This is a genomic window from Amycolatopsis sp. SB7-3, assembly GCF_041021335.1.
Lineage (GTDB): Bacteria > Actinomycetota > Actinomycetes > Mycobacteriales > Pseudonocardiaceae > Amycolatopsis > Amycolatopsis japonica.
On record NZ_JBFPJQ010000001.1, the window covers coordinates 3,618,958 to 3,644,971 of the forward strand.

Consider the following 26,014-nt stretch of genomic DNA (forward strand, 5'->3'; position numbering starts at 1 on the left):
TGACTGAGACCTTGTGTCTCGTCAAGGCCAGGGGAGTCTAGGAGGTGCGTTCGCGGTAGTGGGCATAAATCGATTCGGATTCGCCGAATACGAAGACATGATCGAGCTCTCCCGCGGACTGAACATCTCCGAGCTGGCGAGGGTCTTGGAGTTGATCGTGGAATTCGTCTTTTCGGAAGAAACCGACTTCCTCGAGTCGCTGACAGATGAGGCTCAAGCGAACTTTGTGGTCCCTTTGGGGATGTCTTCGAAGATGCTGTCGGTCGGGGAGTACTCGGCGATCGAGTTCGTATCGGCTGCTTGCACTGTGAGGTTTTGCGTCGAACCGCACATGGCGGAGTTCCCGGACGAACTCGTGCAGATGTTGTCTCGATTACCTAGATAACGAGGGCGAAGGGAGGCATGTAGGAGGTCCAACCTCGGCTGACGCGTCTTGGTCAAATCGGCCGGAACGAATCCGTCGCTTCCCGCAGCGCCGCCAGCATCCCCGGATCCGTCACCGCGTGCCCGGCCGCTTCAACGAGTTCCAGCTTCGAGTCCGGCCAAGCCCGGTGCAGTTCGTAAGCCGTCGCCGGCGGGCACACCGCGTCGTACCGACCCTGCACGATCACGCCAGAAATTCCCGCCAGCTTCCCGGCCTCCCGGATCAACTGTCCTTCCTCAAGCCATGCTCCATGGCAGAAGTAGTGCAGCGCCAGCCGAGCGAACGTGACCGCGAAGTCCGGTGACGCGTACTGGTTGTGGAAAGCGGGATCCGGGCGCAGGCAGACGATCGCGCCTTCCCAGGTGCTCCAAGCGATGGCCGCACGTTCCCGGATCGCCCGATCGGGGTGATAGACGAGCTCGCGGTACGCCGAAAGTGGGTCGTCGCGGCGGTCTTCGGGGATCGGCGCGAGGAAGTCTTCCCACTCGCGGGGGAAGAGGTTCGCGGCGCCGCCGTTGTAGATCCAGTCGAGTTCGCCGCGGCGGACGGTGAACACGCCGCGCAGGATGATCTCGCTGACGCGGCTCGGGTGGGTTTCGGCGTAGGCGAGGGCGAGGGTCGCGCCCCATGAGCCGCCGAAGAGCTGCCACTGGTCGAGATTCAGCCGTTCGCGCAGCTTTTCCATGTCCGCGACGAGGTGCCAGAGGGTGTTGGCCGACAGGTCGACGTCCGGCGTGCCGATATGCGGAGTGCTGCGGCCGGCGCCGCGCTGGTCGAACAGGATGATCCGGTAGGCCTCGGGGTCGAAATGCCGCCTGGCCATGGGGGAGATGCCGCTACCAGGGCCTCCGTGCAGCACGACCACGGGTTTGCCGTCCGGGTTCCCGGCTTCCTGGCAGTAGATCCGGTGCCCGTCGCCGACGTCGAGCATGCCCTCGGCGCGTACCTGGATCGGCGGGTACAGGTCATCCATAAGAACACTCTGCCCGAATCGGCGAATGTTCGAAGGGTGGGGGCCCGCCCCCGCCGCCGGGCTGAGCGGGCCCCCGGTCTTCGGTCGCGTCAGCAGCCCGCCGTGGCGGCCACGTTCGCGAATCCCTTCCCGGCACCGGTCACCTTGTTGCTCGCGCAGACCCTGTTGCCCGTCGCGGCCTTCACGAGATAGAAGCCGTGCGCGTAGCTGGACTGCACGTCCGCGGTGTTGCCGGAGAAGGTGTTGCCGCGGCCCCAGCCGTCGAGCTGGACATGGACCTCGAAGCCGCCGTAGGTCGCGTCGTGCACGAAGACCTTGCTGCCCCGGTTGTCCGCGACCACGTAGTTGTTGCCCTTCATGTCCACCCAGCTGTCGGCGAAGTGCTCGCCGCTCTGCCCGGTTCCGTCGAAGACGTTGCCGCGCAGTTCGCCGCCGGTGGTGCCTTCCTTGATGTCGATCGACTCGGCTCGTACGTTCGGGCCGATCTTGTTGTTCAGCGCCTTGTTGCGGTCGCTCCGGTCGGGCGTGCCGCCGGGCCAGTTGCCCTTCGCGGAACCGAAGTAGATGCCTTCGCCATAGCCCGCGTACTCGCGGCCGGTGTCGGTCACCTCTGAGTTCTTCACGACGTTGTCGGTGCTCGTGTACTGGAAATGGATGCCCTCGTGGCCGACACCGGCGACCTTGATGCCGTCGACGACGGTGTTCTTGACGCCGGTCGCCATCAGGCCCTTCTGACCACCGGTGAGGGTGAAGCCGGTCAGGTTCCAGTAGCTGCCGGTCAGTTCGAGCGTGCGCCCGGTCGAGGCCTTGATGACCGCGCTTCGCGGACCCTTCAGTGTGATGCGGCTGCTGGACGTGCCGCTCTTCGCCGCCTTGAAGTTGCCCGTGAAAGTCGTGTCGGCCGCGAGCTCGATGACGGTGCCTGGAGTGACCGAAGCGAGCGCCGCCGTGAGCTGCTCCGAAGTCCCTACGCGGACCGTCGCGGCCTGTGCCGGGTACGCCGCCAGCGTCGACAGCAGGGCTGCACCGGCCGCAACGGCCAGAGCCCGCTCACGAACACGCATCCGTGGTCCTCCTCGTCGAGGGATCGAAATTCGGTCGTGGCGGCGACGGGCTAGACGTTAAGCCTCTTTACGAATGAGAGTCAAGGACATGATTGAAGTTCATATACGTGAACAACTAAAGGAGGGTGGTCCGGCAAGGACCGCCTGGAAAGGGAGCAAGGGACCTTTGCTACCGCGCTCCCCGGCGGGTAGGGGGTGTGTGGATTTTGGGGCGTTAGATGACCAGAAATCCACACGGTCACCACGGCGCGGGAGAGCAAGGGACCTTTGCTACCGCGCTCCTCAGCCGGGGAGTGGTAGCAAAGGTCCCTTGCTCTCTTTTCGCAGGTCAGAGGCGGGTCAGTCGTGGAAAGAGTGCTCCGGCGCTGGGAATTCGCCTCGCCGCACGTCCTCCGCGAACGCGGACGCGGCCCCGGCCAGTACACCGGCGAGATCGGCGTACTTCTTCACGAAGCGAGGGGTCTTACCGCGCCGAAGCCCGGCCATGTCCTGCCAGACGAGCACCTGCGCGTCGCAGTCCGGTCCGGCGCCGATGCCGACGGTCGGGATCTTCAGTTCGTGCGTGATCCGCTTCGCCGCTTCGGCGGGCACCATCTCCATGACGACCGCGAAGGCGCCGGCCTCCTCCAGGGCGAGCGCGTCGGCGAGCAGCGCTTCGGCCGCTTCGCCGCGCCCCTGGACCCGGTAGCCGCCCAGATTGTGTTCACTCTGCGGCGTGAATCCGATATGTCCCATCACGGGGACGCCGGCCGACGTCAGCGCCTCGACGTGCGGAGCGAATTTCCGCCCGCCTTCGAGTTTCACCGCGTGCGCGCGGCCCTCCTTCATGAACCGCACCGACGTCTCCAGCGCCTGCTGCGGTGAAAGCTGATACGAACCGAACGGCAGATCGGCCACGACCAGGGCCCGCTTCACCGATCGGGTGACCGCGCGGACCAGCGGAAGCAGTTCCTCCACGGTCACCGGAAGCGAAGTGTCGTAACCGAACACGTTGTTCGACGCGGAATCCCCGACGAGCAGCACGGGAATGCCCACCTCGTCGAACAGTGCGGCGGTGTACATGTCGTAGGCGGTGAGCATCGGCCAGGCTTCGCCGCGCTCCTTCATGTCGCGAAGGTGATGTACGCGGACCTTCTTCCCAGATGTGGCCTGGGGCGCCGCGCCGGTCCCGTACGGAGCGGTGAGCTCGCCGGAATCCTTTTCGGTGGCAGACATCCTTGTCGACCGTCCTTCCCTCGAGGCCTCGAAGAGGTCCCCGGGTAGTGGAGCTGAACAGGACAAAGCCTGACATGCCCGGATACCGCTCCCAAGGCCCTGCGACCAGCTTCACACCGCGGCGTCACGCCTGTGGATGAGGAAATTCAGACCAGAGGATGATGATCGTTGACAACCACACAGGGTTGTGTGACGTCAAGTAAGTACAGCTGTCGATCCCCTGTGTGTACGCGAAGGACCAGAATGGCAAACCCAGTGAGCCGAGTCGCGCCGTGGAAGGCGAGGGCCGGCGGGATCGTCGCCACCCTCGTGCAGCTCGCGGCCGTGTTCTCGGTGATCCTCCTGCTCGCCGGCGGTGTGAAGGGGCCGGTGCTCAGGACGGGTGACATCGCCTTCTCGGCCTTGAGCATCCCGACGAACGCGAGCCTCGTGATCGTCCTGCTGCTCGTGGTCCTCGGTGCCGCGCTCCGCCGCCGCAAACGAGCGGCGCTCTACACGCTCCTGCTGTTCCAGGTCGGCGGCCTGGCGGTGACGCTGGCCTTCCAGGCCGCCCTGCTGTGGTCGCCCGAGCTGCTGAAACTGGGTCCGTGGCAGGTCCGGCACATCCCGCACCAGTTGTGGGTGCTGGCCATCGCCGACCTGATCTCGATCGGGATGATCGCGTTCCTCTGGGTCCTGCGTCCCGCGTTCCCCGCCCGGCTCGCGCCCGGGGCCTGGCGTGACGGCTTCACGGTGCTGTTCGGCGGCTTGGCCGCGGTCATCCTGGTCGGCTGGGGCCTGAGCGAAGCCTTCCCCGGCCGTCTCGCCGACACCTGGGCGCGGTTCGCGTGGGTGGTCAACCACACGACCGGGGAGAACATCCAGCTGCGCCGGGTCGGTATCGGCGAAGGACCCGCCTGGCTCGACCTCGTGCTCGACCTCAGCGCCACGGCGGTCGCGACGGCCGCGCTGTACACGCTCTTCCGAGGTGTGCGCAGCCGTCGCTTGAGGACAGACGAGGAAGAACTTCGCGTACGCCGCCTTCTGGCCGAACACGGCGAAGACGACTCTCTCGGCTATTTCGCCACCAGGCGCGAGAAGAGTGTCGTCTTCTCGCCGAACGGCCGCGCCGCCGTGGCGTACCGCGTGCTCGCGGGCACCAGCGTCGCGAGCGCGGATCCCATCGGCGATCCCGACGCGTGGCCCGACGCGGTCCGCGCCTGGCTGAGCGAGGCACGCACCTACGGCTGGACGCCCGGCGTGCTCGGCGCGAGCGAACGCGGCGCGAAGGTCTACGCCGACGCGGGTCTGCGCGCGCTGGAGATCGGCGACGAAGCCGTCCTCGACGTCCGTGACTTCAGCCTCGCCGGGCCGGAACGCCGCTCGGTCCGGCAAGCGGTCAAACGGATCGAACGGGCCGGATACAGCACGAAAGTCCGGCGGCACAGCGAAATCCCGGCGGACGAGATGGCCAGGCTGCTGCTGCAGGCGCAGCAGTGGCGTGGCGCGGAGACCGAACGCGGGTTCTCGATGGCGCTCGGCAGGCTCGGTGATCCGAGCGACGGACGCAGCGTGATGGTGGAGGCGTACGACGCCAAGGGCGAGCTTCGCGGCATGCTGTCGTTCGTGCCGTGGGGCCGTCGCGGCCTGTCGCTCGACCTGATGCGGCGCGATCGCGACGCCGAAAACGGGCTCAACGAGTACATGGTCGCCGAGGTCGTCGCGGCGAGCTCACACCTTGGCGCGCAACGGATTTCGCTGAACTTCGCGATGTTCCGCGCGGTCTTCTCCGAGGGGGAGCGGATCGGCGCGGGCCCGGTGCTGCGCGCCTGGCGCGGCGTGCTCAGCATGGCGTCGCGGTTCTTCCAGCTGGAATCGCTCTACCGGTCCAACGCCAAGTACGGGCCCGACTGGGAGCCGCGTTTCCTGTGCTATTCCTCGGCTCGACGGTTGCCGCGGGTCGGCATCGTCGCCGGCGCGCTCGAAGGATTCGTCCCGACCGGGCGATCTGCGCGGGCGCTGAAACTGGAGACGGTCACCGACGATTTCGTCGCCGAAGTCCACCGTATCGAAGCGAACGCGGCCACTCCCGCACCCAAGGAGGTGCGACGCCCCGACCAGGTCCGCGTGCGGATGGCGAAGCTGGATCGCTTGCGGGAAGCCGGGATCGACCCGTACCCGGTCGGTTTCGCGCGGGACGATCTGCTCGGCGACGTCGTCTCGAAATTCGGGGACCTGAGCCCGGACACCCACACCGGTCATCGGGTCCGCGTCGCGGGCCGGGTGCTCGCGATGCGCAACCTCGGCGGGCTCTGTTTCGCGCGGGTCAAGGATTTCAGCGGCGAGATCCAGCTGATGCTCGACGCCTCCGTGCTCGACCTCGGCGGCTGGCGGCGAGGCGTCGACCTCGGTGACCATGTCGGCGTGAGCGGGCAGGTCGTGACTTCGCGGCGCGGTGAGCTTTCCGTGCTCGTCGACGAATGGACCGTGACGGCGAAGAGCCTGCATCCGTTGCCGGACAAGCGAAAAGGTCTCACCGATCCGGAGACGCGGGTGCGGCAGCGGTACCTGGACCTCGCGGTGAACCCGGACTCGACGGCGATGCTGCGGATGCGCTCGACCGTCGTGCGCGCGGTGCGGGAGCGGCTGCACCAGGGCGATTACCTCGAAGTCGAGACGCCGATGCTGCAGACCGTGCACGGCGGCGCCAACGCGCGGCCGTTCATCACGCATATCAACGCCTACGACATGCGGATGTACCTGCGGATCGCGCCCGAGCTCTACCTGAAGCGGCTTTGCGTGGCGGGTGTCGAGCGCGTTTTCGAACTGAACCGGAACTTCCGCAACGAGGGCGTCGACGCGACGCACAACCCCGAATTCACCATGTTGGAGGCATACCAGGCGTATGCCGACTACAACACTATGCGCACCTTGACGCGCGAACTCGTGCAGTGCGCCGCGGAGGCCGCGTACGGCGCGCAGGTGGTTCGCCGACCGGGGCCGGACGGGAAGGTCGTCGAGTACGACATCTCCGGTGACTGGCCGGTGATCCCGGTCCACGAAGCCGTCTCGGCCGCGCTCGGGGAGAAGATCGACGCGGGTACCTCCGTCGCCGAACTCCAGCGGCTGTGCCGCGCGGCCGGGGTGCCGGTGAACGAGGACGCCGGGCACGGCGATCTCGTGCTGAAGGCGCACGAGCATCTGGTCGAAGGCGCGACCGTGCTGCCGACCTTCTACACCGACTATCCGACCGACGTCTCGCCGCTGACCCGGCAGCATCGCGTGGACCCGCGGCTGGCCGAGCGCTGGGATCTGATCGCGTTCGGCTCCGAGGTCGGCACGGCGTACACCGAGCTGACCGACCCGCTCGAGCAACGACGGCGGCTGGAGGCCCAGTCGCTGCGCGCGGCGAGCGGGGACGTCGAGGCGATGGAGCTGGACGAGGACTTCCTGCTCGCGCTCGAACACGGCATGCCGCCGACCGGCGGGCTCGGCATCGGTGTCGACCGGCTGCTGATGATGCTGACCGGGGCGTCGATCCGGCAGACGGTGCTGTTCCCGTTCGTGCGCCCGCAGGGGTAGCAAGGGACCTTTGCTCCCACTCGGCCCGCTGACCTGCGAAAAGAGAGCAAGGGACCTTTGCTACCGCCGGGCCGCGGTGATCGGCACCCGCTTGTACCCGGACACGAAGTTCGACGTGATCCGCTCCGGCTTCCCCGCCGGGGCGAAATCGTGGAACCGGCTCAGCAGCTCCTCGAACAGGATCCGGATGCTCATCCGCGCCACACTGTGCCCGACGCAGTAGTGCGGCCCGATCCCGAACGCGAGGTGCTTGTTCGGTTTGCGCCGGATGTCGAAGGTGTCCGCGTCCGGGAACTGTTCCTCGTCGCGGTTGGCCGAACCGAGCCAGACCACCACCGCGTCGCCGGCGGAGATCTTCGTATCGCGCAGCACGACGTCCTGGGTGGCGTACCGCAGCATGTGGTTGACCGGCGAAGACCAGCGCAAGGCCTCTTCGACGGCGGTCTGCCCGGTCTCCGGATGCCGCGTCCAGTCCTCGAGCACACCGGTCTCGATGAATTCCGCGAACACGAAGTTCGGCGCGTGCGGCGTCGTGACGTTCGCACCGAGCAGGAGGCTGTAGCAGTTGGCCACGATCTCGCTGGGTGACATGTGCCTGCCCTCGAACTCGGTCGAGATCAGCACGCTGAGCAGGTCGTCGCTGAGGTGGTCGCGCCGGTACGAGACCAGATCCTGGAAGTAGACGAACAGTTCCCGGTGCGCGCTGGCCAGCGTCGCGTCCTTTCCGTCCGCGATCTGGAACTCCGGATCGTCGGCGGCGACGCAGGCGCTGGTGAGCTTCGTCAGCCATGGCCAGTCCTCTTCGGGCAGGCCGATCATCCGGCCGGTGACCGCCATCGGCATGGTCATCATGGCTTCCGCGAAATCGAAGACACCGCCGTCGCCCAGCGGGGCGATGAGGCCCAGCACCAGTTCCCGGACCATGTCGCGCTGCTTGTCCACCGCGCGGACCGCGAGCGCCTTCTTCAGCCGCGCCTGCATGATCGTATGCCGTGGCGGGTCGGTGACGACGAGCTGCTTGCCGCCGGCCGGATCGTCCATGCCCAGCAGTTCGAGCATGGTGCCGCGTTCGGAGGTGAACAGTTCCGTGGTGCGCATGACGAAGTCGGTGTCGGCGAACTTCACCACCGACCAGAAGCCGCGCTCGGCGTCGACCTGGTGCCAGGTCAGCCCGTCCTGCGCGCGGAGTTCACGCCATATCGAATGCGCGTCACCGTCGGCGTACAGGAAAGGGTCGACCAGGTCGGCGCCGCTGAAATGCACCGGACAACCCCTGGTGGTGTCCTCGAGCGTCATGCGCGTTCCCTTCATTTCGCGGCGGACCGCCATGATTTATCCGCACCCGAATGGCATAGTGGCCGTATGCGCTGAACACCCCAGTGGCCACTGCGTCCAATGGACCAGTGAATACGGCGGCGGCACTGCTCGCCGTATCAACTTTCCTTGCAGCACAACGCATCCACGCCCGTGTGGGCAGGTTCGTTGCTTCTTCCCCAGATGTCGGCCGAGTCAAGCACGCGTGTTCGAGCAGTGTCAAGGGTGTCCGAATCACTGCTTTCGTAGCTCAGTGGTGAGATGTCCACGAATGGACGAGTTGACAGTCGCGGCGGTGTCCTCGTAGCGTCTGGATGGCAATTGGGGGTTCGATTTCTGGGGAATTCAGCCACCGCGTTGATTTGATTACGGCTTTTCGCCGTGCATTTCTTCTTTCCATTCAGGCTGTCCACCGACCGGGGGAAGCGGCAGAGGTATGCCATCTGAATCGGCCAGTGTCTGGCATGTCGCCACGCCCACTCAGCAGGGCATTTGGATCGTCGACCGCATCGATCGGCTGCGCCCGACGTACCTGATCCCGTCGGTCATCGAGTTCACCGGACCGATCGACCACGTCGCGCTGGCGGACGCCGTCAGCCGCGCGCTGGCGCGGCATCCCGCGCTGCGATCGCGATTCCGCCTCGAAACCACGCACCGTCGCGTCGAGTACCGGACCGACGGCGAGCCCGCGGAGGCCGGCTTCCTCGACGCCGTCGAAGAGGACTGGACCACTGACGAGGTGAAGCGGCTCGTCGAGGTTCTCTGCTACACGCCCTTCGACCTCGGCGACGAACCGCCGGCGCGAGCTGAGCTCATTCGCGTCGGCCCGGACACCACGTTGTTCGTCCTGACCGTGCACCACATCGTCTTCGACGCCACGTCACGGAAACTGCTGCTCGACGAGATCGGCCGGTTCTACCGCGGCGCGCTGAGCGGTGAAGAAGTCGTTCTGCCCGAACCGATCCATCCCGCGCAGGTCCAGGTTCCGATCCCGGAAACCGAGCTGGCGCCCAGGATCGCGGACGCCGTCGAGCGACTGCGGGGCGCGCCGACCACGGTCGACCTGCCCTATGACCGGCGGCCGGACCCGGACCTGTCCATGATCGGCGCCGAGGCCCACACCGCCTTCGACGAACAGGTCACCGCGCGGGTCCTGGCGACGTCGGCCGAAGCGGGCTGCACCGCGTTCATGACCGGGGTCGCGATCCTCGCCGCGACCCTCGCCCGCCGCGGCGGGCAACGCGACTTCCTGTTCTCGGTGGTCTGGCCCGGTCGCGACGACCCGGTCTCCGCCGGTGTCGTCGGGATGTTCATGTCCACCCTCGTCCTGCGGATCCGCCTCGACGAAACGACGACGTGGCGCGAACTCCTGCTCGAAGCGCGGAATTCCGGCATGGAGACGTTCATCGACGCGGATGTCCCGTTGGACGCGCTCGCCGCCGAACTGGACGACGAGCGCGACGTCGGCAGGCTGCCGTTGACCCCGGTGCTGGTGAACCTCGCCGAGGTGCCCGCCCCGTTCGACCTCGCGCCCGGCGTCACCGGCCGGTTCCGGCCACTGGAACCCCAGTACAGCAAGTGGGATCTCGCGCTTTTCGTGCATGTGACGGACGGATCCCGCCTGGAGCTCACCCTCGACTACCCCGCCGATCTCTTCACCGACGAAACGATCGACGGTCTGCTTCTCGATCTGCGACGCGGTGTCGCGGATCTCGCCCGATCCCCGGAGGATGCCGTGCTCAAGCCCGCCACCGAAGCCCTCGACCTCGACGATCCGGCCGTGCGCCTGGACCTCGTCCGCGGTGTGTGGAGCGAGGTGCTCGACAACAAGGAATTCGGCGACGACATCAGTTTCTTCGACGCGGGAGGCGATTCGCTGCGCCTGGTGGTGCTGGTGGAGAAGCTGCGCGAAGTGTCCGGCCGGATGGTGAAGACGGTCGACCTGTTCCGCGCCGGCACCGTCCGCGGCCACGCCGATCTGCTGGTCGGCGCGGAGAAGAAGCAGACGGGGGGAGCGCGCGGCAGCCGTGAGCGGCTGCTCGGCGCCGCCCGCGAACGGCGCGCGGCCGAAACCCAGGCCTGACCCTCGCCTACGCCAGCCCCTCGTCCCGACCGGAGAAAAGCCATGTCGTTCCACGAGTACGCCAGTGCCGTCCTCGGCCAGGACATCGAGGCCGGCGCGTTCGCCACCACCAGTTTCGTCGGCCTCGGCGGGGATTCACTGCGCGCACTGCGGCTCGTCGCGATCACGCAGGAGAAGCTCGGCCTGCGAGTCCCCGTGGCCGCGTTGCTCGGTGACACTCCGGTCGCCGAGGTGTTCGCCGGCGCGGTCCCCGCCGGGAAACCGGCCGGCGGGGGAGAACCGGCCGCCGAAGCGATTTCCCATGCCCAGCGCGGGATGTGGCTGATCGAGCGGGTCACCGGCGGATCTCCCTACAACCTGGTCTTCACCTGTTTCGTGGAGACCGGGACGCTGGTGCCGGAGTTGTTCGAGCGGGCGGTCGCGCGGACCGTGGCGAGACATCCCGGACTCCGCACGGTCTACCGCGGTGACACCGGCGATGTCGTGCCCGAGGTCCTCGAGTCGTACATCCCGGCCGTCGAGACACACACCTGGGAAGGCGAAGCGGGCGAGTTCGAGGAGCGGGTCCGGTCCCTCGCGGCCCGGCACGGACGGCGGCCGTTCGACCTCGCGGAGGCACCGGCGTATCGGTTCCTCCTGGCCCAAGGCGGCATGGGCGGTCAGGCCGTCGTGCTGGTGGCGCACCACATGGTGCTCGACGGCTGGTCGGTCGGCCTGCTGCTGAACGAATTGTTCGCCCGCTACGCGAACCTGGCGGGCGGCGGGCCCGAGACCGTGGGGGAGCCCGGTGTCTCGCCCCGGGTTCTCCTGCGCCATCAAGAGGAGGCCCGCGCCTCCGGGGAATGGGACCGGCAGGCCGAGTTCTGGACGAAGCACCTCGACGGCGTGCCGTCGGTACTGGAACTCCCGTCCGATCGGCAGCGTCCTCCGATCCAGGACGCCGCGGGCGCGCGGCTGCCGATCGACTTCGGCGTGCCCGCCGGCGCGGCGGTCGCCGAACGCGCCAAGGCGCTGGGAATCACGCCGTTCGCCTTCCTGCTCGGCGCCTTCGGCTTGACGTTGAGCCGCTGGACCGGCACACGGCATCTACTGGTCGGGGTTCCGCTCACCGGCCGGGGGAGCACCGAACTCGAAGAACTCGTCGCCGTCGCCGGGAACCTGGTCCCGGTCCGGATCGACATCGCCGAAGACGCCGCCGTGGCGACGTACCTGCGCTCGGTGCACCAGTCGCTCGGGCAGAGCATCGACGCGGGCGACCTGCCGTTCGAGGAGCTGGTCACCCGGCTCGGCATCGAACGCACGCTCGGCTGTCATCCCTTGGTCCAGGTCTCGTTCGGCATGCACGATCAGCTTGTCCCGCAACGGATCGAGACCTCGGGCGCGCGGCTGCGGATCGAAGAGGGCCACGGTGGCGGCGCGCAGTTCGACCTTTCCCTGCTGATCGGCCGGGCCGAGCCGTCATTCGGTGGCCACCTGGAATACGCGTCCGCGGTCTTCGGTCCGGCCGACGCCGAAGGGTTCATCGCGGACTTCCTCGCCGCCGCGGACCAGCTGGCGACGGCCGGCGACGTCGCGGTCGAGGAGATCCGTTGCCTGTCAACGGAACGGCGGGCCTTGCTCGACGGCATCAACCGGACCCGGGAGGATTTCCCGGCCACGTCGATCGACGCGCTCTTCCGCGAAACGGTGCTCCGGGACCCGGACGCGATCGCCGTCCGCGAACACGAAGTCCAGCTGAGCTACCGCGAACTCGCCGCCGCGGCCTCCCACCAGGCGCGGCTGCTGCGCGAAGCCGGTGTCCGCCCCGGCGACCGCGTGCTCGTCGGGCTGGACCGATCGATCGCGGAAGCCGTCGCGGTGCTCGGCATCGTCTGGGCGGGCGCCGCGTACGTCGGCGTCGATCTCGCCGTCCCCATCGAGCATTCCGGCAAGATCGTGCGGTCCGCCGCTCCGGTCGCCGCCCTCGTGCCCACGGCCTCGGCGGAACGCTTCCGCCAACTCGGGATTCCCGTGGTGGCGGCGTGGGATCGGTCCTGGGAAGTGCGGGAGGTCGTCGAAGCGCCGGTGGATCCGGACACGACGCGTCCGGCCTATGTCGCCTTCACCTCCGGCTCGACCGGTGAACCGAAGGGGGTCTGCGTCCCGCACCGCGCCATCGTCCGGCTGGTGCACGAGGCGGACTACGTCCACCTCGGCCCGGAGGAACGGGTGCTGCGGTTGTCCCCGCTCGCCTTCGACGCGTCCACTTTGGAGCTTTGGGGCGCGCTCCTGACCGGTGCCACGCTCGAGGTGTACCCGGCGGGCCTGCCGACGCCCACCGAACTCGGCGACTTCCTGCTGGACAACGAAGTCACCGTCGCCTGGCTCACCGCCGGACTGTTCCGGCTGGTGGAGGAGTTCGCGCCCGACGCGTTCGCCGGGCTGCGGCAACTGCTCACCGGCGGCGACGTCGTCCCGCACGAGCACGTCGCCCGGGTCCTGCGGCGCCATCCCGGCCTGGTCGTCACCAACGGCTACGGGCCGACCGAGAACACCACGTTCACCACCACGTATTCGGTGACCGACGCGGACGACGTCGACGGCCCGCTGCCGATCGGCACGCCGTTGCCCGGAACCCGGGTGTACGTGTTGGACGCCCGGCATCGGCTCGTGCCGCCGGGCGCGGTCGGCGAGCTGTACACCGGCGGTCTCGGCCTCGCCGACGGGTACCTCGGCGACGAGGCGGAGACGGCCCGCGTGTTCGGCGAGTTCTCCCCGGACGTCCCGGAACGCCTGTACCGCACCGGGGATCTGGTGCGCATCGACACGAAGGGCCGGGTCCGGTACCTCGGCAGACGCGACGATCAGGTCAAACTGCGCGGCTACCGCGTCGAACTGTCGGCGATCAGCGACGCGCTCACCGCCGACCCGCGGGTGCAGGACGCCGTCGTCGCGGTCAGCGACGGCGACAGCGCGGAGAAGCGGTTGATGGCCGCCGTCGTCCCGGCACCCGGTGCCGCGTTCGGCACGGCGGACCTGCGCGACGCCCTGAACGGACGCTTGCCGGCGTACATGGTCCCGACGCTGTGGGCGCTGGTCGAGCGGATCCCGGTGACCGGCAACGGGAAGATCGACCGCCGCGCGCTGGCCGCGGTGGCGGCCCCGGCGACCGCGGCCCAGGAACCTCAGGACGACCTCGGCCCGGCGCTCGCGATGTTCACCGAGGCGATCGGCGAGCCCGCCGTGGAAATCACCGCGCGGACGGACTTCTTCACCGTCGGCGGGAATTCGATGGCGGCCATCCGGTTGGTGACGCTGGCCAAGGAACGCACCGGAGCGATCCTCAAGGTGCGCGACTTCCTGCGCGACCCGACGCCGGAAGGCCTGGGCAGGCTCCTCGCGAGCGCTTCATGACCAGGCAGGAGCCGGTCGCCGTCATCGGGATGGCCTGCCGGTACCCGGGCGCGCCGGACGTCGGCCGGTTCTGGTCGTTGTTGCGCGCGGGCGCCGAAGGCATCAGCAGGCTGGGCGCCGAGGAGGTCCTCGCGGCCGGTGGCGACCCCGAGCTGACCCGGCGTCCCGATTTCGTCCCGGCGATGGGGTTGCTGACCGGCGCCCGCGGCTTCGACTGGACGTACTTCGGCTACAGCCGTGCCGAGGCGGCGAGTATCGATCCGCAGCAGCGGGTGTTCCTGGAATGTGTGGTGGCCGCCCTCGACGACGCCGCGCTCGACCCGGCCCGCTTCCCCGGCTGGATCGGGGTGTACGGCGGGGCGGACCAGGTCACCGCCGAGCCGGACGGCGAACTCGGCGAACTGGCCCGCTACATCGGGCTCGGCCCCGACTTCCTGGCGACGCGGGTGGCCTACAAACTCGGCCTCCGCGGTCCGGCCGTCACCGTGCAGACGGCGTGTTCGACTTCGTTGACGGCGGTGCACATGGCGGCCGCGAGCCTGCGCGGCGGCGAATGCGACGTCGCGCTCGCCGGTGGGGTCGCGGTCATCGACGGCGGCGAACGCGGCTACCTCTACGAACCCGGTGGAATCCTTTCCCCCGACGGCCATTGCCGCACGTTCGACGAACGAGCCGGGGGCACCGTGCCCAGCGAGGGCGTCGGCGTGGTCGTGCTCAAGCGACTGGCCGACGCGCGGCGCGACGGCGATCGCGTCCTCGCGGTGATCCGCGGTTCGGCGATCAACAACGACGGCGCGGAAAAGATGGGCTACACCGCTCCGTCGGTCGAGGGGCAGAGCGAACTCATCGCCTACGCGCAGCGGCTGGCCGGCGTCGATCCGCGCGACATCGGATACGTGGAGGCGCATGGCACGGGCACCCGGATCGGCGATCCGATCGAGGTCCAGGCACTCACCGACGTCTTCCAGGCGGACACCGGCGCCACCGGCTGGTGCCGGCTCGGCGCGGTCAAGAGCAATATCGGGCACACCGGTTCCGCGGCGGGGGTGGCGGGCCTGATCAAGGCCGTGCTGATGCTGCGGCACCGGGAACTGGTGCCGTCGGTGCACTTCACCCGGCCGAATCCGTTGCTGGAACTGGAAACCACCCCGTTCGTGGTGAGCACCCGCACCGAACCGTGGACCGGCCGGGACGGCAGGCTCGCCGGCGTCAGTTCGTTCGGCGTCGGCGGCACCAACGCGCACGTCATCCTCGAAGAGGCGCCGGTCCGGACGGCGCCGCCCGTGCGTGGCGGGCGCCGAGTGCTGACGTTGTCCGCGGCCGCGCCGGAAGCCCTCGGCCGCCTCCGCGCGAACCTGGCCGAGCACCTGCGCGCCACACCGGACCTGCACCTGTCCGAAGTCAGCGCGACGTTGGCGTCCCGCCGCGTGCATCAGCACCGGCAGACCGTCGTCGCGGAGGACACCGCCGAAGCCGCGACGCTGCTCGCGGCGCCGGGGGCGTCCGTGCCGGGCACACTCGACAAGGTCGCGTTCGTCTTCCCAGGGCACGGTTTGCTGACCCATCCCGCGGGGGTGGCCGCGCACCGGCTGCTTCCCGGCTTCCGGACCGCGTTCGACGAAGTCCGGGACCTCGTCCGCGAGCGGCACGGGCTCGACCTCTCACCGATCGTCACCGAGAACGCCGAACCGGCGTGGTTCTCGCGACTCGTCCCTCACCAGGTCGGGTTGTTCGCGCTCGGTTACGCCCTGGGCAGGCAACTCCTGGAGCTCGGAATCCGGCCGGTCGCGATGCTCGGCAACAGCATCGGCGAGTACGCGCCAGCCACGCTGGCCGGGCTCTGGACCCTGCCGGACGCGGTGGATCTGGTCCACCTGCGGGCTTCGGCAATGCTGGCCACCCGGCCCGGCCGGATGGCCGCCGTCGGCGTCGCCGCGGACGAACTCGCGGATCGCTTGGCGGACAAGGGTTTCGGTGAACTCTCCCTCGCCGTGCGCGGGCCGGGCCGAGTCGTCGTCTCGGGGCCGGAAGCGGTGATGACCCGGCTGCTCGACGGAGACGTCCTGGCCGGTCTCGACGTCCGGGTACTCGACATCCCGCGAGCCTTCCACAGCACGCTGATGAATCCCGCCGCCGACGAACTCGCCGAGGCGGTGGCCGCCAAGCCGAACGCGGCGCCGCGAATCCGGCTGGTGTCCAACACTTCCGGCGGATGGGCGGAACCGGACTCGTTGCGCGGACCCGGTTACTGGGCGGGGCAGCTCCGCGAACCGGTGCTGCTGGAGGAGTGCGCGGGCACCCTGCTCGAATCCGGCTGCGACACCTTCCTCGAGCTGGGGCCCGGCACGTCCATGCTCGCGACACTTCGCCGTCACGAGGCCTGGAAGGCAGGCAACGTGACCGTGCCGCTGCTGGGCCGGGCCGAGGACGGCGATCGCGGTGTCCTCCGCGCGCTCGGCTCGCTCTGGGAACGTGGCGCGGACGCCGTCGCCGGATTGCTGGAAGAGCCCGGTGAACGGCCGGCCGTCTGCTCGCTCCCGACTTACCCCTTCAGTGACGAGGAGCCGGATTTCGCCGTCAGGCGGCCACCTTCGGTCAAGTCCACTGTGGATGGTCCAGTTGGGTCCACAGTGGAACGACTGTGGTGCGCGGCGCTCGGCGTCCCCTCGGCCGAAGCGGCGGACGATTTCTACGCGCTCGGTGGCGAATCGCTGATGGCGGTGAACCTGATGTCGAAGATCCGCGAACGAACCGGCGCTTCCGTACCGGTGGCGGAGTTCGACCAGGAAGCCACCTTCGGCCGGTTGTCACGACTGGTCGCGGAGCGGTCCGCCGCACCGGGGCCGCGGCACACGGTCGATGTCGTGACCTTCCACGAAGACGGCCCCGGCACGCCCTTGCTGCTCATCGCGGATTCCGCGGGCAGCGCGCTCAGCTATCGCGCGCTGGCGGACGAACTGATCGGTGCGCGCCCGGTCCACGGCTTCGAAATCGTTTCCGGCCGGGAAAAAGGCATCGACGCGATCGCGGCCCACTACGTCGCCGCGGTGCTGCGGACACGGCCCGACGGCCCGTACCTCCTGGGCGGCTGGTCGTTCGGGGCCGTACTGGCGCACGAGGTCGCGCGGCAGCTGACCCGCCGCGGCGCGGACGTGGACACGGTGGTCGGCCTCGACGGCTTCGTGCAGGGACGCCGCGACTTGCCGATGGCCGTCGATCCCGGCTTCTTGGCGAGCCACGGGCGAACCCTCGTCGACGCGGCCTTCGGGTTCGGCGCGATCGGCCGTGAGACGCGGCGCAATCCGGCGCTGCGCACGCAATTGCTGGGCAAGGCACGCGCGCTGGTGCCGTACCGGCCTCCTTTCGTTCCCGCCAGGGCCTTGGTGTTCCGGGCGGGTTCGGACCGGCGAGGGGCCGCCCGGCTCCGCGCCCGTCTCGCCCCGCTGTACGGCGGCGGTGTCCAGGTGTTCACCACTCCCGGCGATCACTGGTCACTGCTCAAGCAACCCCATGTGGGCGCCCTCGCCCGCGAACTGAACGGTGCTCTCGCGGGCGCCGAGAGGATGGATCATGTCGGCTGAATCCACAGCGACGAGTCAACCCACCGTCACGGCGGCGCCGGAACCCCCGGTCCAGGAGAAGCCGCTCTTCCGTAACCGTGATTTCCAGGCCATGTGGATCAGCCAGTTCTTCGCCGCCTTCGGCAAGGAAGCGGCGGAGATCGCGTATCCGCTGCTGATCCTCGCGACCACCGGATCGGCGACCTACGCCGGTGCCGTCGGCGCGGTGCAACTGGTGGTGGCCGGGGTGATGTCCCTGCCCGGCGGCAGCCTGACCGACCGCTTCAACCGCAAGCTGATCATGATCTTCTGCGATCTGGCGCGGCTGGTGCTGCTGGCGTTGTTCGCCGTGCTGGTGATGAGTGACGGTGTCAACGTCTGGTTCACCTTCGCCATCGTGATCCTGTCCGCGACCTGTCTCGGCGTGTCCAACCCGGCCGGGATGGCGGCGATCAAACAGCTCGTGCCCGCCTCCCAGCTGACCCAGGCGACCGCGCAGAACCAGATCCGGTTCTTCGGCGCCACCGTCGCCGGCCCGCCCGCCGGCGGCGCGCTGTTCGCCCTCGCCAGGGCGCTGCCGTTCTTCGCCGCCGCGCTCTCGTTCCTGGTGTCCGCGGTGATCCTGCTGCTGGTCAAGAAGCCGACCCAGGCGCCGCGGACCGTCGAAACCAAGGCCGCGCCCAAGGGGAGCATGCTCGACGGCTTCAAGTTCATCGTGAAGCAGCCGATCATCCTGACCCTGGTGCTGTGGGCGATGGGCTCGAACATGGCCTTCAACCACTCCGGGATGTTCCTCGCCCTGATCGCCACCGCGCAGGACCGTGGCGCGTCGGAAGCCCTGATCGGCACGACACTCGCCATCGCGGGCGGCGGCGGCCTGACCGGCGCGCTGCTCGCGGGCATCGTGCTGAAGTACGTGCGGCCGCCGGTGATCATGGCCTACGCCATCTGGATCGGCCCGGTCGCGGCGGTGCTGCTGACCTTCGTGCCCGGCACGCTGCCGCTCGGCATCATCGTCGCCTGCATCTTCCTGCGCGCCGGTGTCGTCGGGGCGCTGATCTACGGCTACATCGCCGCACTGGTGCCGGACAACCTGCAGGGCCGGGTCATCGGCGCGGTGATGTTCGTCGGCATGATCGCCCAGCCGATCGGCATCTTCGCCGTCGGCGCGATCTTCGACCTCGCCGGCCCGACGTGGGTCTTCGTCTTCATGGCCGTCGCCGGGACCCTCTTCGCGCTGCCGACCCTCAGCAAACGCATCCGCACGCTGCCCGCCCCTGAAGAGCTCGCCAAGCAAACGACTTCGGAGGATGGAAAATGAGCCTGGAAACCCCTGAGCAGACCACCGCGTCCCCGGAGCCGCTTCCCGCCGAGTTCTGCACCCACCCCGGCCCGGATCCGTACGCGGGCTACGCCGAAGTGCGGGCCACCTGCCCGGTGCGGCCGATCGAGTACCCGCCGAATTCCGAGGCCTACGTCATCGCCGACTACGAAACGGTGAGCAAGGGTTTCGCCGACCGCCGGCTGTCGAAGAGCGTCGACAACGCGCCCGGCTGGTTCCGCGAGGCACTCGAACAGAGCAGCCCGATCCTGATCAAGAACATGCTCACCGCGGACCCGCCGAAGCACACCCGCCTGCGCAAACTGGTCGGAAACGCCTTCGTCCCACGGCGTATGAACGAACTGCGGCCGCGGATCCAGGAGATCACCGACGACCTGATCGACGCATTGCCCGGCGAAGGCGTCGCCGATCTCTACAACGACTTCGCGTTGCAGCTGCCGATGCGGGTGATCTGCGAGTTCCTCGGTGTCCGGATCGAGGACTGGCCGCTGCTGCACGACTGGGGCATGGTGCTCAGCAACGCGCCGTACCTGGACGAAGAGGGCAACCGGCGGCTCAAGCAGGTCAGCGACGACGTCGAGAAATATCTGCTGAACCTGATGGCCGAGCGGCGCGCGGATCGGCGCGAGGACTTGGTCAGCGTCATTCTCGAGACGGCCGACGCCGACGAGGCGTACAGCGACGAGGAGATCGTCTCCACGTTGATCCTGCTGATCATCGCGGGCCACAAGACGACCGCGAACCTCGTCGGGAACGGTATGCAGGCGTTGCTGCGGCATCCGGACCAGTTCGAGCTCCTCAAGAGCGAACCGGAACTCGTGGCGACGGCGATCGAGGAGTTCCTGCGCTTCGAGGGACCGGTTTACCGTGCGCCGCAACGGTTCGCAGCCGAGGATCTGGAGCTGTGCGGCCAGCGGATCGGCAAGGAGAGCGTCGTCCACCTGCTGATCAACTCGGCCAACCACGACCCCGAAGTGTTCGAAGACCCCGAAAAACTGGACATCACCCGCAAACCGAACCGGCATCTTTCGTTCGGGGGCAACGTGCACTTCTGCCCCGGCGCTCCGCTGTCCCGGATCGAAGGCGCCGTCGCGTTCACCACGCTGCTGCGGCGGCTGCCCGGGTTGAGCCTGGCCGTGGCGCCGGAGGACCTGCCGTGGCGCTTCGACAACTCGGCCAGCCGGGGCCTCGAACGACTGCCGATCCGCTACGACCGGAAACTGCCGCGATGACTTCCTTGGTGTGCCTGCCTTTCGGTGGGAGCGGGGCCGCCTTCTTCCACCCGTGGTCGGCCTTCGCCGCCGACGGTCTCGAAATCGTGCCGATGCGGTTGCCCGGCAGGGAACGGCTGATCGACGAAGAGCCGTACCGGTCGGTGCACGACGCCGTCGACGCTTTCGTCGGCGACCTGGGTGAGGCGTCGGACGTCGTGTTGTTCGGGCACAGCGTCGGCGCCGTGCTGGCCTACGAACTCGCGCACCGGCTGCCGTCCGTGCGTCATCTGTTCGTCAGCGGGTCGCCCGGTCCGCGCACGGAACGGCCGCTCGAGATCCGCGCGTCCGTCCACGAGGACGACGACGCTTTCCTGGCGCAGGTCCAGGTCCTGTCCGGGCATGTCGATCAGGCGCTGTATCACCCGGATCTGCGGGAACTGCTCCTTCCGGCGTTGCGCGCGGACGTGACGATGCACGAAAACTACGTCCCCAGCACCACCGAGCCGCTCACGGTGCCGATCACGGCCTTGCGCGGCACCGGCGACGAACTGGTCTCCGCCGACGGCATCCGCGAGTGGGCCGAGTTCACCACCGCTGGCTTCGAGACGGTCGAACTCCCCGGCGCGCACATGTACGTGGTCGATTCCGGGGAAGCCGTGATGAATCTGATCCAGAGCGCGATTCGTTCCGATAGCGTTGTGTGAGTACCTGATCGCTCGCCAACCGTGACCGCAGGAAGTGATGGGACCCATGAAATTTCGCACGATCGGCCTGAACCCGGATTCGCGGCGCGAAGTGAGCGCGCTGGCGCTGGGTGCGATGCCGTTCGGCACCGGCGTCGACGAGGAGACGTCGTTCGCGATCCTCGACCGGTTCGTCGAGGCGGGCGGTTCGTTCGTCGACACCGCGAACAACTACGCCTTCTGGCACAACGGAACGCAGGGTGGCGAGAGTGAGGCACTGCTCGGCCGGTGGCGCGCCGACCGCGGCATCGGCGGTGAGGTCACCATCGCCACCAAAATGGGCGCGCGGGCGAAAGCGCCGGGCATGAGCTTCGCCGACACCGGCAAGTTCGAGAACATCGAAGGCCTTTCCCCGAAGGCGATCAAGGAAGCCGTCGACCGCAGCCGGGAGAACCTCGGCGTCGACAAGCTCGACCTGCTGTACGCGCACGTCGAAGACCGGTCGGTTCCGCTGGAAGAGACCGTCGAGGGTTTCGCGCAGGTCGTCGCCGACGGTTCGGTGGGCCTGCTGGGGGTGTGCAACCACTTCGCGTGGAAGGTCGAACGCAGCCGTGCCCACGCCGCGGCGAAGGGGCTGCCGGGGTACGACGTGCTGCAGTACCAGCACACCTACCTGCGTCCCCGCACCGACCGGCCCGCCCGGCGTTCGCCGGAAGGTGCCAACGGGTTCGTCTCCGGTGAACTGCTCACCTATCTGACCGAGAACCCCGGTCTCTGGCTCGTCGCCTACTCGCCGCTGCTGGCCGGCGCGTACGTCCGCGAGGACAAACCGCTGGAGTTCGACTACGACCACCCCGGCACCCCGAACCGGCTCGCCGCGCTGCGCGAGGTCGCGAAGGAGATCGACGCGACGCTGAACCAGGTCGTGCTCGCGTGGCTGATCGGTGGCGACGTTCCGGTGATCCCTCTCGTCGGCGCTTCTTCGGTCGCCCAGCTGAACGAGAGTCTCGAAGCCGTCGACATCACGCTGACCGCCGAGCAGCGGGCGAAGCTGGACGCCGCCGCCTGACCCTCCACACCTGAGGGAGCAGGGGACCTTTGCTACCACTTGTCTCAACGTCGAGAGAGCGGTAGCAAAGGTCCCCTGCTCTCTTTTCGGACTTCGGCCTGGGATAACCGTGTGGGTTTCGGGTCATTCAACGCACTGAAATCCACACGGTGGGCCCGGTTTCGCTACGCGGAGTGAGGGGTGTGTGGAAATAGGGACACTCAACGTCTCTATTTCCCCACAGCCTCCTCGCCGTCCGCCCGGTCCCGCCTGGGCGGTAGCAAAGGTCCCTTGCTGTCGCCCGGGGCTTCGGGGCCTCGGCCGAGGACGTCGCGAAAGCCACTTTCGGGACGTCAGATGTCGTGAAAGTGGCTTTCGCGACATCCCGGGCTACTCAAGTGGTAGCAAAGGTCCCTTGCTCCCTTCCGGGCCGAATCGCCCCAGCAAGCGCCTGCCGGGTGCCATGATCGCCTTCCAACGGAAGGAGCCATCATGGCTGGAAACGTTCCCCCGGTCGCCGACGAGCGCGAAGGACTCCTCGCGTACCTCGAGCAGCAGCGCTACGTCCTGCGCATCGCCGCGCACGGCCTCACCGAAGAACAGGCCAGAGCCGTCCCGACCAGAAGCTCGCTGAGCGTCGGCGGTCTGATCAAACACACCGCGCTCACCGAAGACGGCTGGATCGACATCCTCCTTCAGAAGCCCTCGAAGCCGATGGACGAGGCGATGAAGGAGTACGAAGCCGGCTACGTGATGGCTGACGGCGAGACACTCGAAGACGTTTTCGCGCGCTACGACGAAGTCGCCCGCCGCACCGCGGACGTCATCGCGGGTATCGCCGACCTCGGCCAGCCTGTCCCGGTGCCCAAGGGCGTGCCTTGGTACCCGAAGGACGTTGACGCGTGGTCGGTCCGCTGGGTGCTGCTCCACCTCATCGAGGAGACCGCGCGGCACGCCGGGCACGCCGACATCATCCGCGAGCACATCGACGGCGCGACGGCGATCCCGTTGATGGCCGCCGCGGAAGGCTGGCCGGAGACGCCTTGGCTCAAGCCCTGGTCACCGGGTCAGAGCGACTAGAACTTAGAACAAGGTCGGTTCGTCCGCCAAAGCGCCTTCGATGACCAGCATCCGGCGCTTGGTGGCGACCCCTCCGCGCGCGGAGAAGCCGCCGTCCTTGCCGCCGGCGGCGAGGACGCGATGGCACGGCACGATGATCGGGACCGGGTTGCGACCCATCGCCTGCCCCACGGCCTGCGCGCCGCCGGGCATGCCGAGGATGTTCGCGATGTCGCCGTAGGTCAGCGTCTTGCCCGCGGGGATCGTGCGGATGAATTCGTACACGCGGTGGTGGAAGTCCGGTACTCCTTCGTAATCGAGTTCGACACCGGTGAGGTCCGTGCGCTTGCCGTCCATCAACGAGACGATCCCGTCGATCGCGCGCTGGATCTCGTCCGGCGGGGTGGATTCGATCGCCTGGGGAAGGCGCGCGGTCAGTCGCGCCCTCGTCTTTTCTTCACTGCCCTCGGGGAGCTGGACCGCGATGACCCCGCGTTCGCTCCACGCGATGCCGCAGTCGCCGATCGCGGTGCCGAACACGGAGTAGCCCGGTGCCGTCATGAGCCCAGGGTACGAGAGCGGTCCGACAGTTTCGGATCGATCGCCAGGCCGCGGTGCCGCCGGAGCCGTCGCTGCGGTAGGAGTATGGACATGAGCGACCTCGTGCTTGATCACCTCGTCTACGCCGGGCCGGACCTCGAAGAGGCCGTCGAGCGCGTCGCCGAGCTGACCGGCGTCACGCCGGTACGCGGCGGAAGGCATGTCGGTTTCGGTACGGCCAACTACCTGGCCGATCTGGGCGCCGGTGCCTACCTCGAGGTGGTCGGGCCAGATCCGGATCAGCCCGAGCACACCGGGCCGCGTCCGTTCGGCATCGACGAGCTGACCGCTCCCGCCCTGATCACCTGGGCGGCGCGGGTGGACGGCATCGACGAGGCGATCGCTGAGGCACGCCAACGCGGTTACGACCCGGGCGAAGCGTCCGAGATGTCGCGGACCACCGACGACGGCGAACTGCTGACCTGGCGCCTCACCGGTGCGGGCGGGCTCGACGGGCTCGCGCCCTTCCTCATCGACTGGGGGAGCACCCCGCATCCGACGACGCGGGGGCTCCCGTCGATCCCGCTGCTCATGGTCACCGGCGTCCACCCCGAGCCGGCCGCGGTCGAAGCCGCGGTCCGCGCGCTCGGGATGGACATGCTCGTCCGGCGCGACGAGAAGCCCGGCCTGGTGGCCGTGCTGACGAACTCAGCCGGGAAGCAGGTCGCGCTGAGCTGAGCGGGTCACGACGGTGCCCTCCCGCCAGCCGTTGGTCATCGGCAGCCGCCGGTCCCGGCCGAACGCCTTGAACGTGATCTTGGTGCCCGGCGGGTACTGGCGGCGCTTGTATTCGGCCTTGTCGACCATCCGCACCACGCGGTCGATGGTCTCCGGCTCGAAGCCCGCGTCGACCAGGTCGACGTAGCCGCGGTCTCCCTCGATGTAGTCGTCGAGGATGTCGTCGAGCATCAGGTAGTCGGGCAGCGAGTCGCTGTCCAGCTGGCCAGGGCGCAGCTCGGCGGACGGCGGTTTGGTGATCGAGTTCTCCGGGATCGGCGGGGTTTCGCCGTTCTTCTCGGCTTCCTTGTTGCGCCATTTGGCCAAGTGCCAGACGTGCGTCTTGAACAGGTCCTTGATCGGCGCGAAGGCCCCGACGGCGTCGCCGTAGATCGTCGAGTAGCCGACGGCGAGTTCGGTCTTGTTGCCGGTGGCGAGCACCAGGTGACCGTCCTGATTGGACAGCGCCATCAGCAGCATGCCGCGGACGCGGGCCTGGATGTTCTCCTCGGCGAGCCCGGTCAGCTGCAGCTGCTCGACGTAGACCTTGACCATGTCCGCGATCGGTTCGACGCGATAGTGCGCGCCGATCCGGCGGGCGAGGTCTTCGGCGTCGCCCTTCGAGTGCTCCGAGGAGTACTCCGAAGGCATCGAAACGCCGTAGACGTTGTCGCCGCCCAGCGCGTCGGCGGCCAGCGCCGCCACGACCGCCGAGTCGATGCCGCCCGAGAACCCGAACGTCACCGACGAGAAGCCGTTCTTGTGCACGTAGTCGCGCAGACCGACGACGAGCGCGTGCCACACTTCGGCTTCGTCCGACAGCGGCTCGCTGATCGCGGACTCGGTGCTCGGGGTGTACGCCGGGACCGGGTCTTCGCTGAGCACGCGGCGCTTGACCCGCAGGCCCTCGAACTCGCCTTCGGCGGTGTGACCACCGGCGACGAGGTCCGTGTCGACGACGAGCAGGTGCTCGACGAACTGCGGCGCGCGCGCCAGCAGCCTGCCGTCCGCGCCGACCACGATCGAGTCGCCGTCGAAGACGAGGTCGTCCTGACCGCCGATCTGGTTCGTGTACACCAGCGGCGCCCCGGCCTCGGCCGCGCGGCGGGCGATGAGCGGCAGCCGGATGTCGTCCTTCGCGCGCTCGTAGGGCGAAGCGTTGGGCGCGACCACGAGGTCCACCCCGGCCTTGCCCAGCGCGGAGATCGGGCCGCCGTCCTGCCAGACGTCCTCGCAGATCACCATGCCGACGTCGACGCCGTGGAAGCGGACGATCTCGAGCTCCTGGCCCGGCTTGAACCAGCGGTGCTCGTCGAAGACGCCGTAGTTGGGCAGGTGGTGCTTGAACTGGCGTGCGACCACTTCGCCGCGGTACAGCGCGGCGGCCGCGTCGCGCGGGCCGGTCTCGTCCAGGTCGAGGTAGCCGATGTAGGTGAGCACCTCGCCACAGCCGGCTTCATCGAGCCGCCGGGCGAGCGCTTCGACCATCTGCTTCGAGGCGGAGGCGAAGGTCGGGCGGAGGGAGAGATCCTCGACGGGGTAACCGGTGAGGGACATCTCCGGGAAGACGACGATGTGGGCGCCTGCTTCGGCGGCCTTGCGAGTCCACTCGACGGTGAGCTCGGCGTTGCCTTCGAGGTCGCCGACGGTGGTGTTGACCTGGGCCAGTGCGATGCGCAGTTGCGGCATGCCGACATTCTCACCCACCGGCGTCCGCGGGGACGACCGGATGTGCCGAATCGCCCACCCGGGTGCGGCCGGCGC

At 68.4% G+C, this 26,014-nt stretch carries 17 protein-coding genes; 11 read left to right on the forward strand and 6 right to left on the reverse strand.

Translation table 11 applies throughout. From position 1 onward, the window contains the following. Positions 1 to 97 precede the first annotated feature (97 nt). Entirely contained in the window at positions 98 to 385 is a 288-nt protein-coding gene (locus tag AB8M46_RS18035) for a hypothetical protein (RefSeq protein WP_394360808.1), read from the forward strand. A 52-nt stretch (positions 386 to 437) separates the two neighbouring features. Here AB8M46_RS18035 and pip read toward each other — a convergent pair whose 3' ends face one another. The 3 genes from pip to panB form a co-directional block, all read right to left on the reverse strand. After that, complete coding sequence (pip, locus tag AB8M46_RS18040; RefSeq protein WP_394360809.1) at positions 438 to 1,397, reverse strand: prolyl aminopeptidase; 960 nt, start codon at positions 1,395 to 1,397, stop codon at positions 438 to 440. 89 nt (positions 1,398 to 1,486) lie between these two features. After that, complete coding sequence (locus AB8M46_RS18045) at positions 1,487 to 2,461, reverse strand: hypothetical protein (protein WP_394360810.1); 975 nt, start codon at positions 2,459 to 2,461, stop codon at positions 1,487 to 1,489. Between the two features lie 339 nt (positions 2,462 to 2,800). Then, positions 2,801 to 3,676 (reverse strand): 3-methyl-2-oxobutanoate hydroxymethyltransferase, encoded by an 876-nt coding sequence (panB, locus tag AB8M46_RS18050; protein WP_016331602.1) that lies wholly within the window; start codon positions 3,674 to 3,676, stop codon positions 2,801 to 2,803. 243 nt (positions 3,677 to 3,919) lie between these two features. Between panB and lysX the strand changes: the two genes are divergently transcribed. Continuing rightward, a complete protein-coding gene (lysX, locus tag AB8M46_RS18055) occupies positions 3,920 to 7,237 on the forward strand; it encodes a bifunctional lysylphosphatidylglycerol synthetase/lysine--tRNA ligase LysX (protein ID WP_394360811.1) in 3,318 nt (1,105 codons plus the stop codon). Positions 7,238 to 7,297: 60 nt separating this feature from the next. Here lysX and AB8M46_RS18060 read toward each other — a convergent pair whose 3' ends face one another. Beyond that, positions 7,298 to 8,533 carry a cytochrome P450 gene (locus AB8M46_RS18060; protein ID WP_037335719.1) on the reverse strand — a complete coding sequence of 412 codons (1,236 nt, stop codon included), beginning with the start codon at positions 8,531 to 8,533 and terminating at the stop codon, positions 7,298 to 7,300. 454 nt (positions 8,534 to 8,987) lie between these two features. Here AB8M46_RS18060 and AB8M46_RS18065 point away from each other — a divergent pair, with 454 nt between their 5' ends. The 8 genes from AB8M46_RS18065 to AB8M46_RS18100 all read left to right on the forward strand — a co-directional run bounded on the left by AB8M46_RS18065 (position 8,988) and on the right by AB8M46_RS18100 (position 22,954). Further along, positions 8,988 to 10,634 carry a condensation domain-containing protein gene (locus tag AB8M46_RS18065; RefSeq protein ID WP_394360812.1) on the forward strand — a complete coding sequence of 549 codons (1,647 nt, stop codon included), beginning with the start codon at positions 8,988 to 8,990 and terminating at the stop codon, positions 10,632 to 10,634. A gap of 42 nt (positions 10,635 to 10,676) precedes the next feature. Beyond that, the gene (locus tag AB8M46_RS18070; protein WP_394360813.1) at positions 10,677 to 14,027 is read left to right on the forward strand and encodes an amino acid adenylation domain-containing protein; all 3,351 of its coding nucleotides are present in this window, start codon (positions 10,677 to 10,679) and stop codon (positions 14,025 to 14,027) included. Beyond that, complete coding sequence (locus AB8M46_RS18075; protein ID WP_394360814.1) at positions 14,024 to 17,608, forward strand: type I polyketide synthase; 3,585 nt, start codon at positions 14,024 to 14,026, stop codon at positions 17,606 to 17,608. Before AB8M46_RS18070 ends, AB8M46_RS18075 begins: the two co-directional genes overlap by 4 nt. Then, positions 17,598 to 18,908, forward strand: coding sequence for an MFS transporter (locus tag AB8M46_RS18080; RefSeq protein ID WP_394360815.1), 1,311 nt, complete (start codon positions 17,598 to 17,600; stop codon positions 18,906 to 18,908). Before AB8M46_RS18075 ends, AB8M46_RS18080 begins: the two co-directional genes overlap by 11 nt. Further along, complete coding sequence (locus AB8M46_RS18085) at positions 18,905 to 20,161, forward strand: cytochrome P450 (protein ID WP_378424257.1); 1,257 nt, start codon at positions 18,905 to 18,907, stop codon at positions 20,159 to 20,161. Before AB8M46_RS18080 ends, AB8M46_RS18085 begins: the two co-directional genes overlap by 4 nt. Beyond that, positions 20,158 to 20,847: a thioesterase II family protein gene (locus AB8M46_RS18090; RefSeq protein WP_394360816.1), complete on the forward strand. Its 690-nt coding sequence runs from the start codon at positions 20,158 to 20,160 to the stop codon at positions 20,845 to 20,847. The genes AB8M46_RS18085 and AB8M46_RS18090 overlap by 4 nt, the downstream gene beginning before the upstream one ends. 46 nt (positions 20,848 to 20,893) lie before the next feature. Then, positions 20,894 to 21,895, forward strand: a complete 1,002-nt coding sequence (locus tag AB8M46_RS18095; RefSeq protein ID WP_125732734.1) for an aldo/keto reductase — start codon at positions 20,894 to 20,896, stop codon at positions 21,893 to 21,895. A 471-nt stretch (positions 21,896 to 22,366) separates the two neighbouring features. After that, positions 22,367 to 22,954: a DinB family protein gene (locus AB8M46_RS18100; RefSeq protein WP_394360817.1), complete on the forward strand. Its 588-nt coding sequence runs from the start codon at positions 22,367 to 22,369 to the stop codon at positions 22,952 to 22,954. Between the two features lie 3 nt (positions 22,955 to 22,957). On the opposite strand, the gene AB8M46_RS18105 is transcribed toward AB8M46_RS18100, so the two are convergent. Further along, positions 22,958 to 23,494 (reverse strand): methylated-DNA--[protein]-cysteine S-methyltransferase, encoded by a 537-nt coding sequence (locus AB8M46_RS18105; RefSeq protein WP_125732738.1) that lies wholly within the window; start codon positions 23,492 to 23,494, stop codon positions 22,958 to 22,960. Between the two features lie 90 nt (positions 23,495 to 23,584). On the opposite strand from AB8M46_RS18105, the gene AB8M46_RS18110 reads away from it, so the two are divergent. Then, positions 23,585 to 24,211: a VOC family protein gene (locus AB8M46_RS18110; protein WP_394360818.1), complete on the forward strand. Its 627-nt coding sequence runs from the start codon at positions 23,585 to 23,587 to the stop codon at positions 24,209 to 24,211. Here AB8M46_RS18110 and AB8M46_RS18115 read toward each other — a convergent pair. Continuing rightward, on the reverse strand, positions 24,182 to 25,939 hold the full coding sequence (locus AB8M46_RS18115) for an NAD+ synthase (RefSeq protein WP_125732740.1): 1,758 nt from the start codon (positions 25,937 to 25,939) through the stop codon (positions 24,182 to 24,184). The genes AB8M46_RS18110 and AB8M46_RS18115 overlap by 30 nt on opposite strands. Between the last annotated feature and the right edge of the window lie 75 nt (positions 25,940 to 26,014).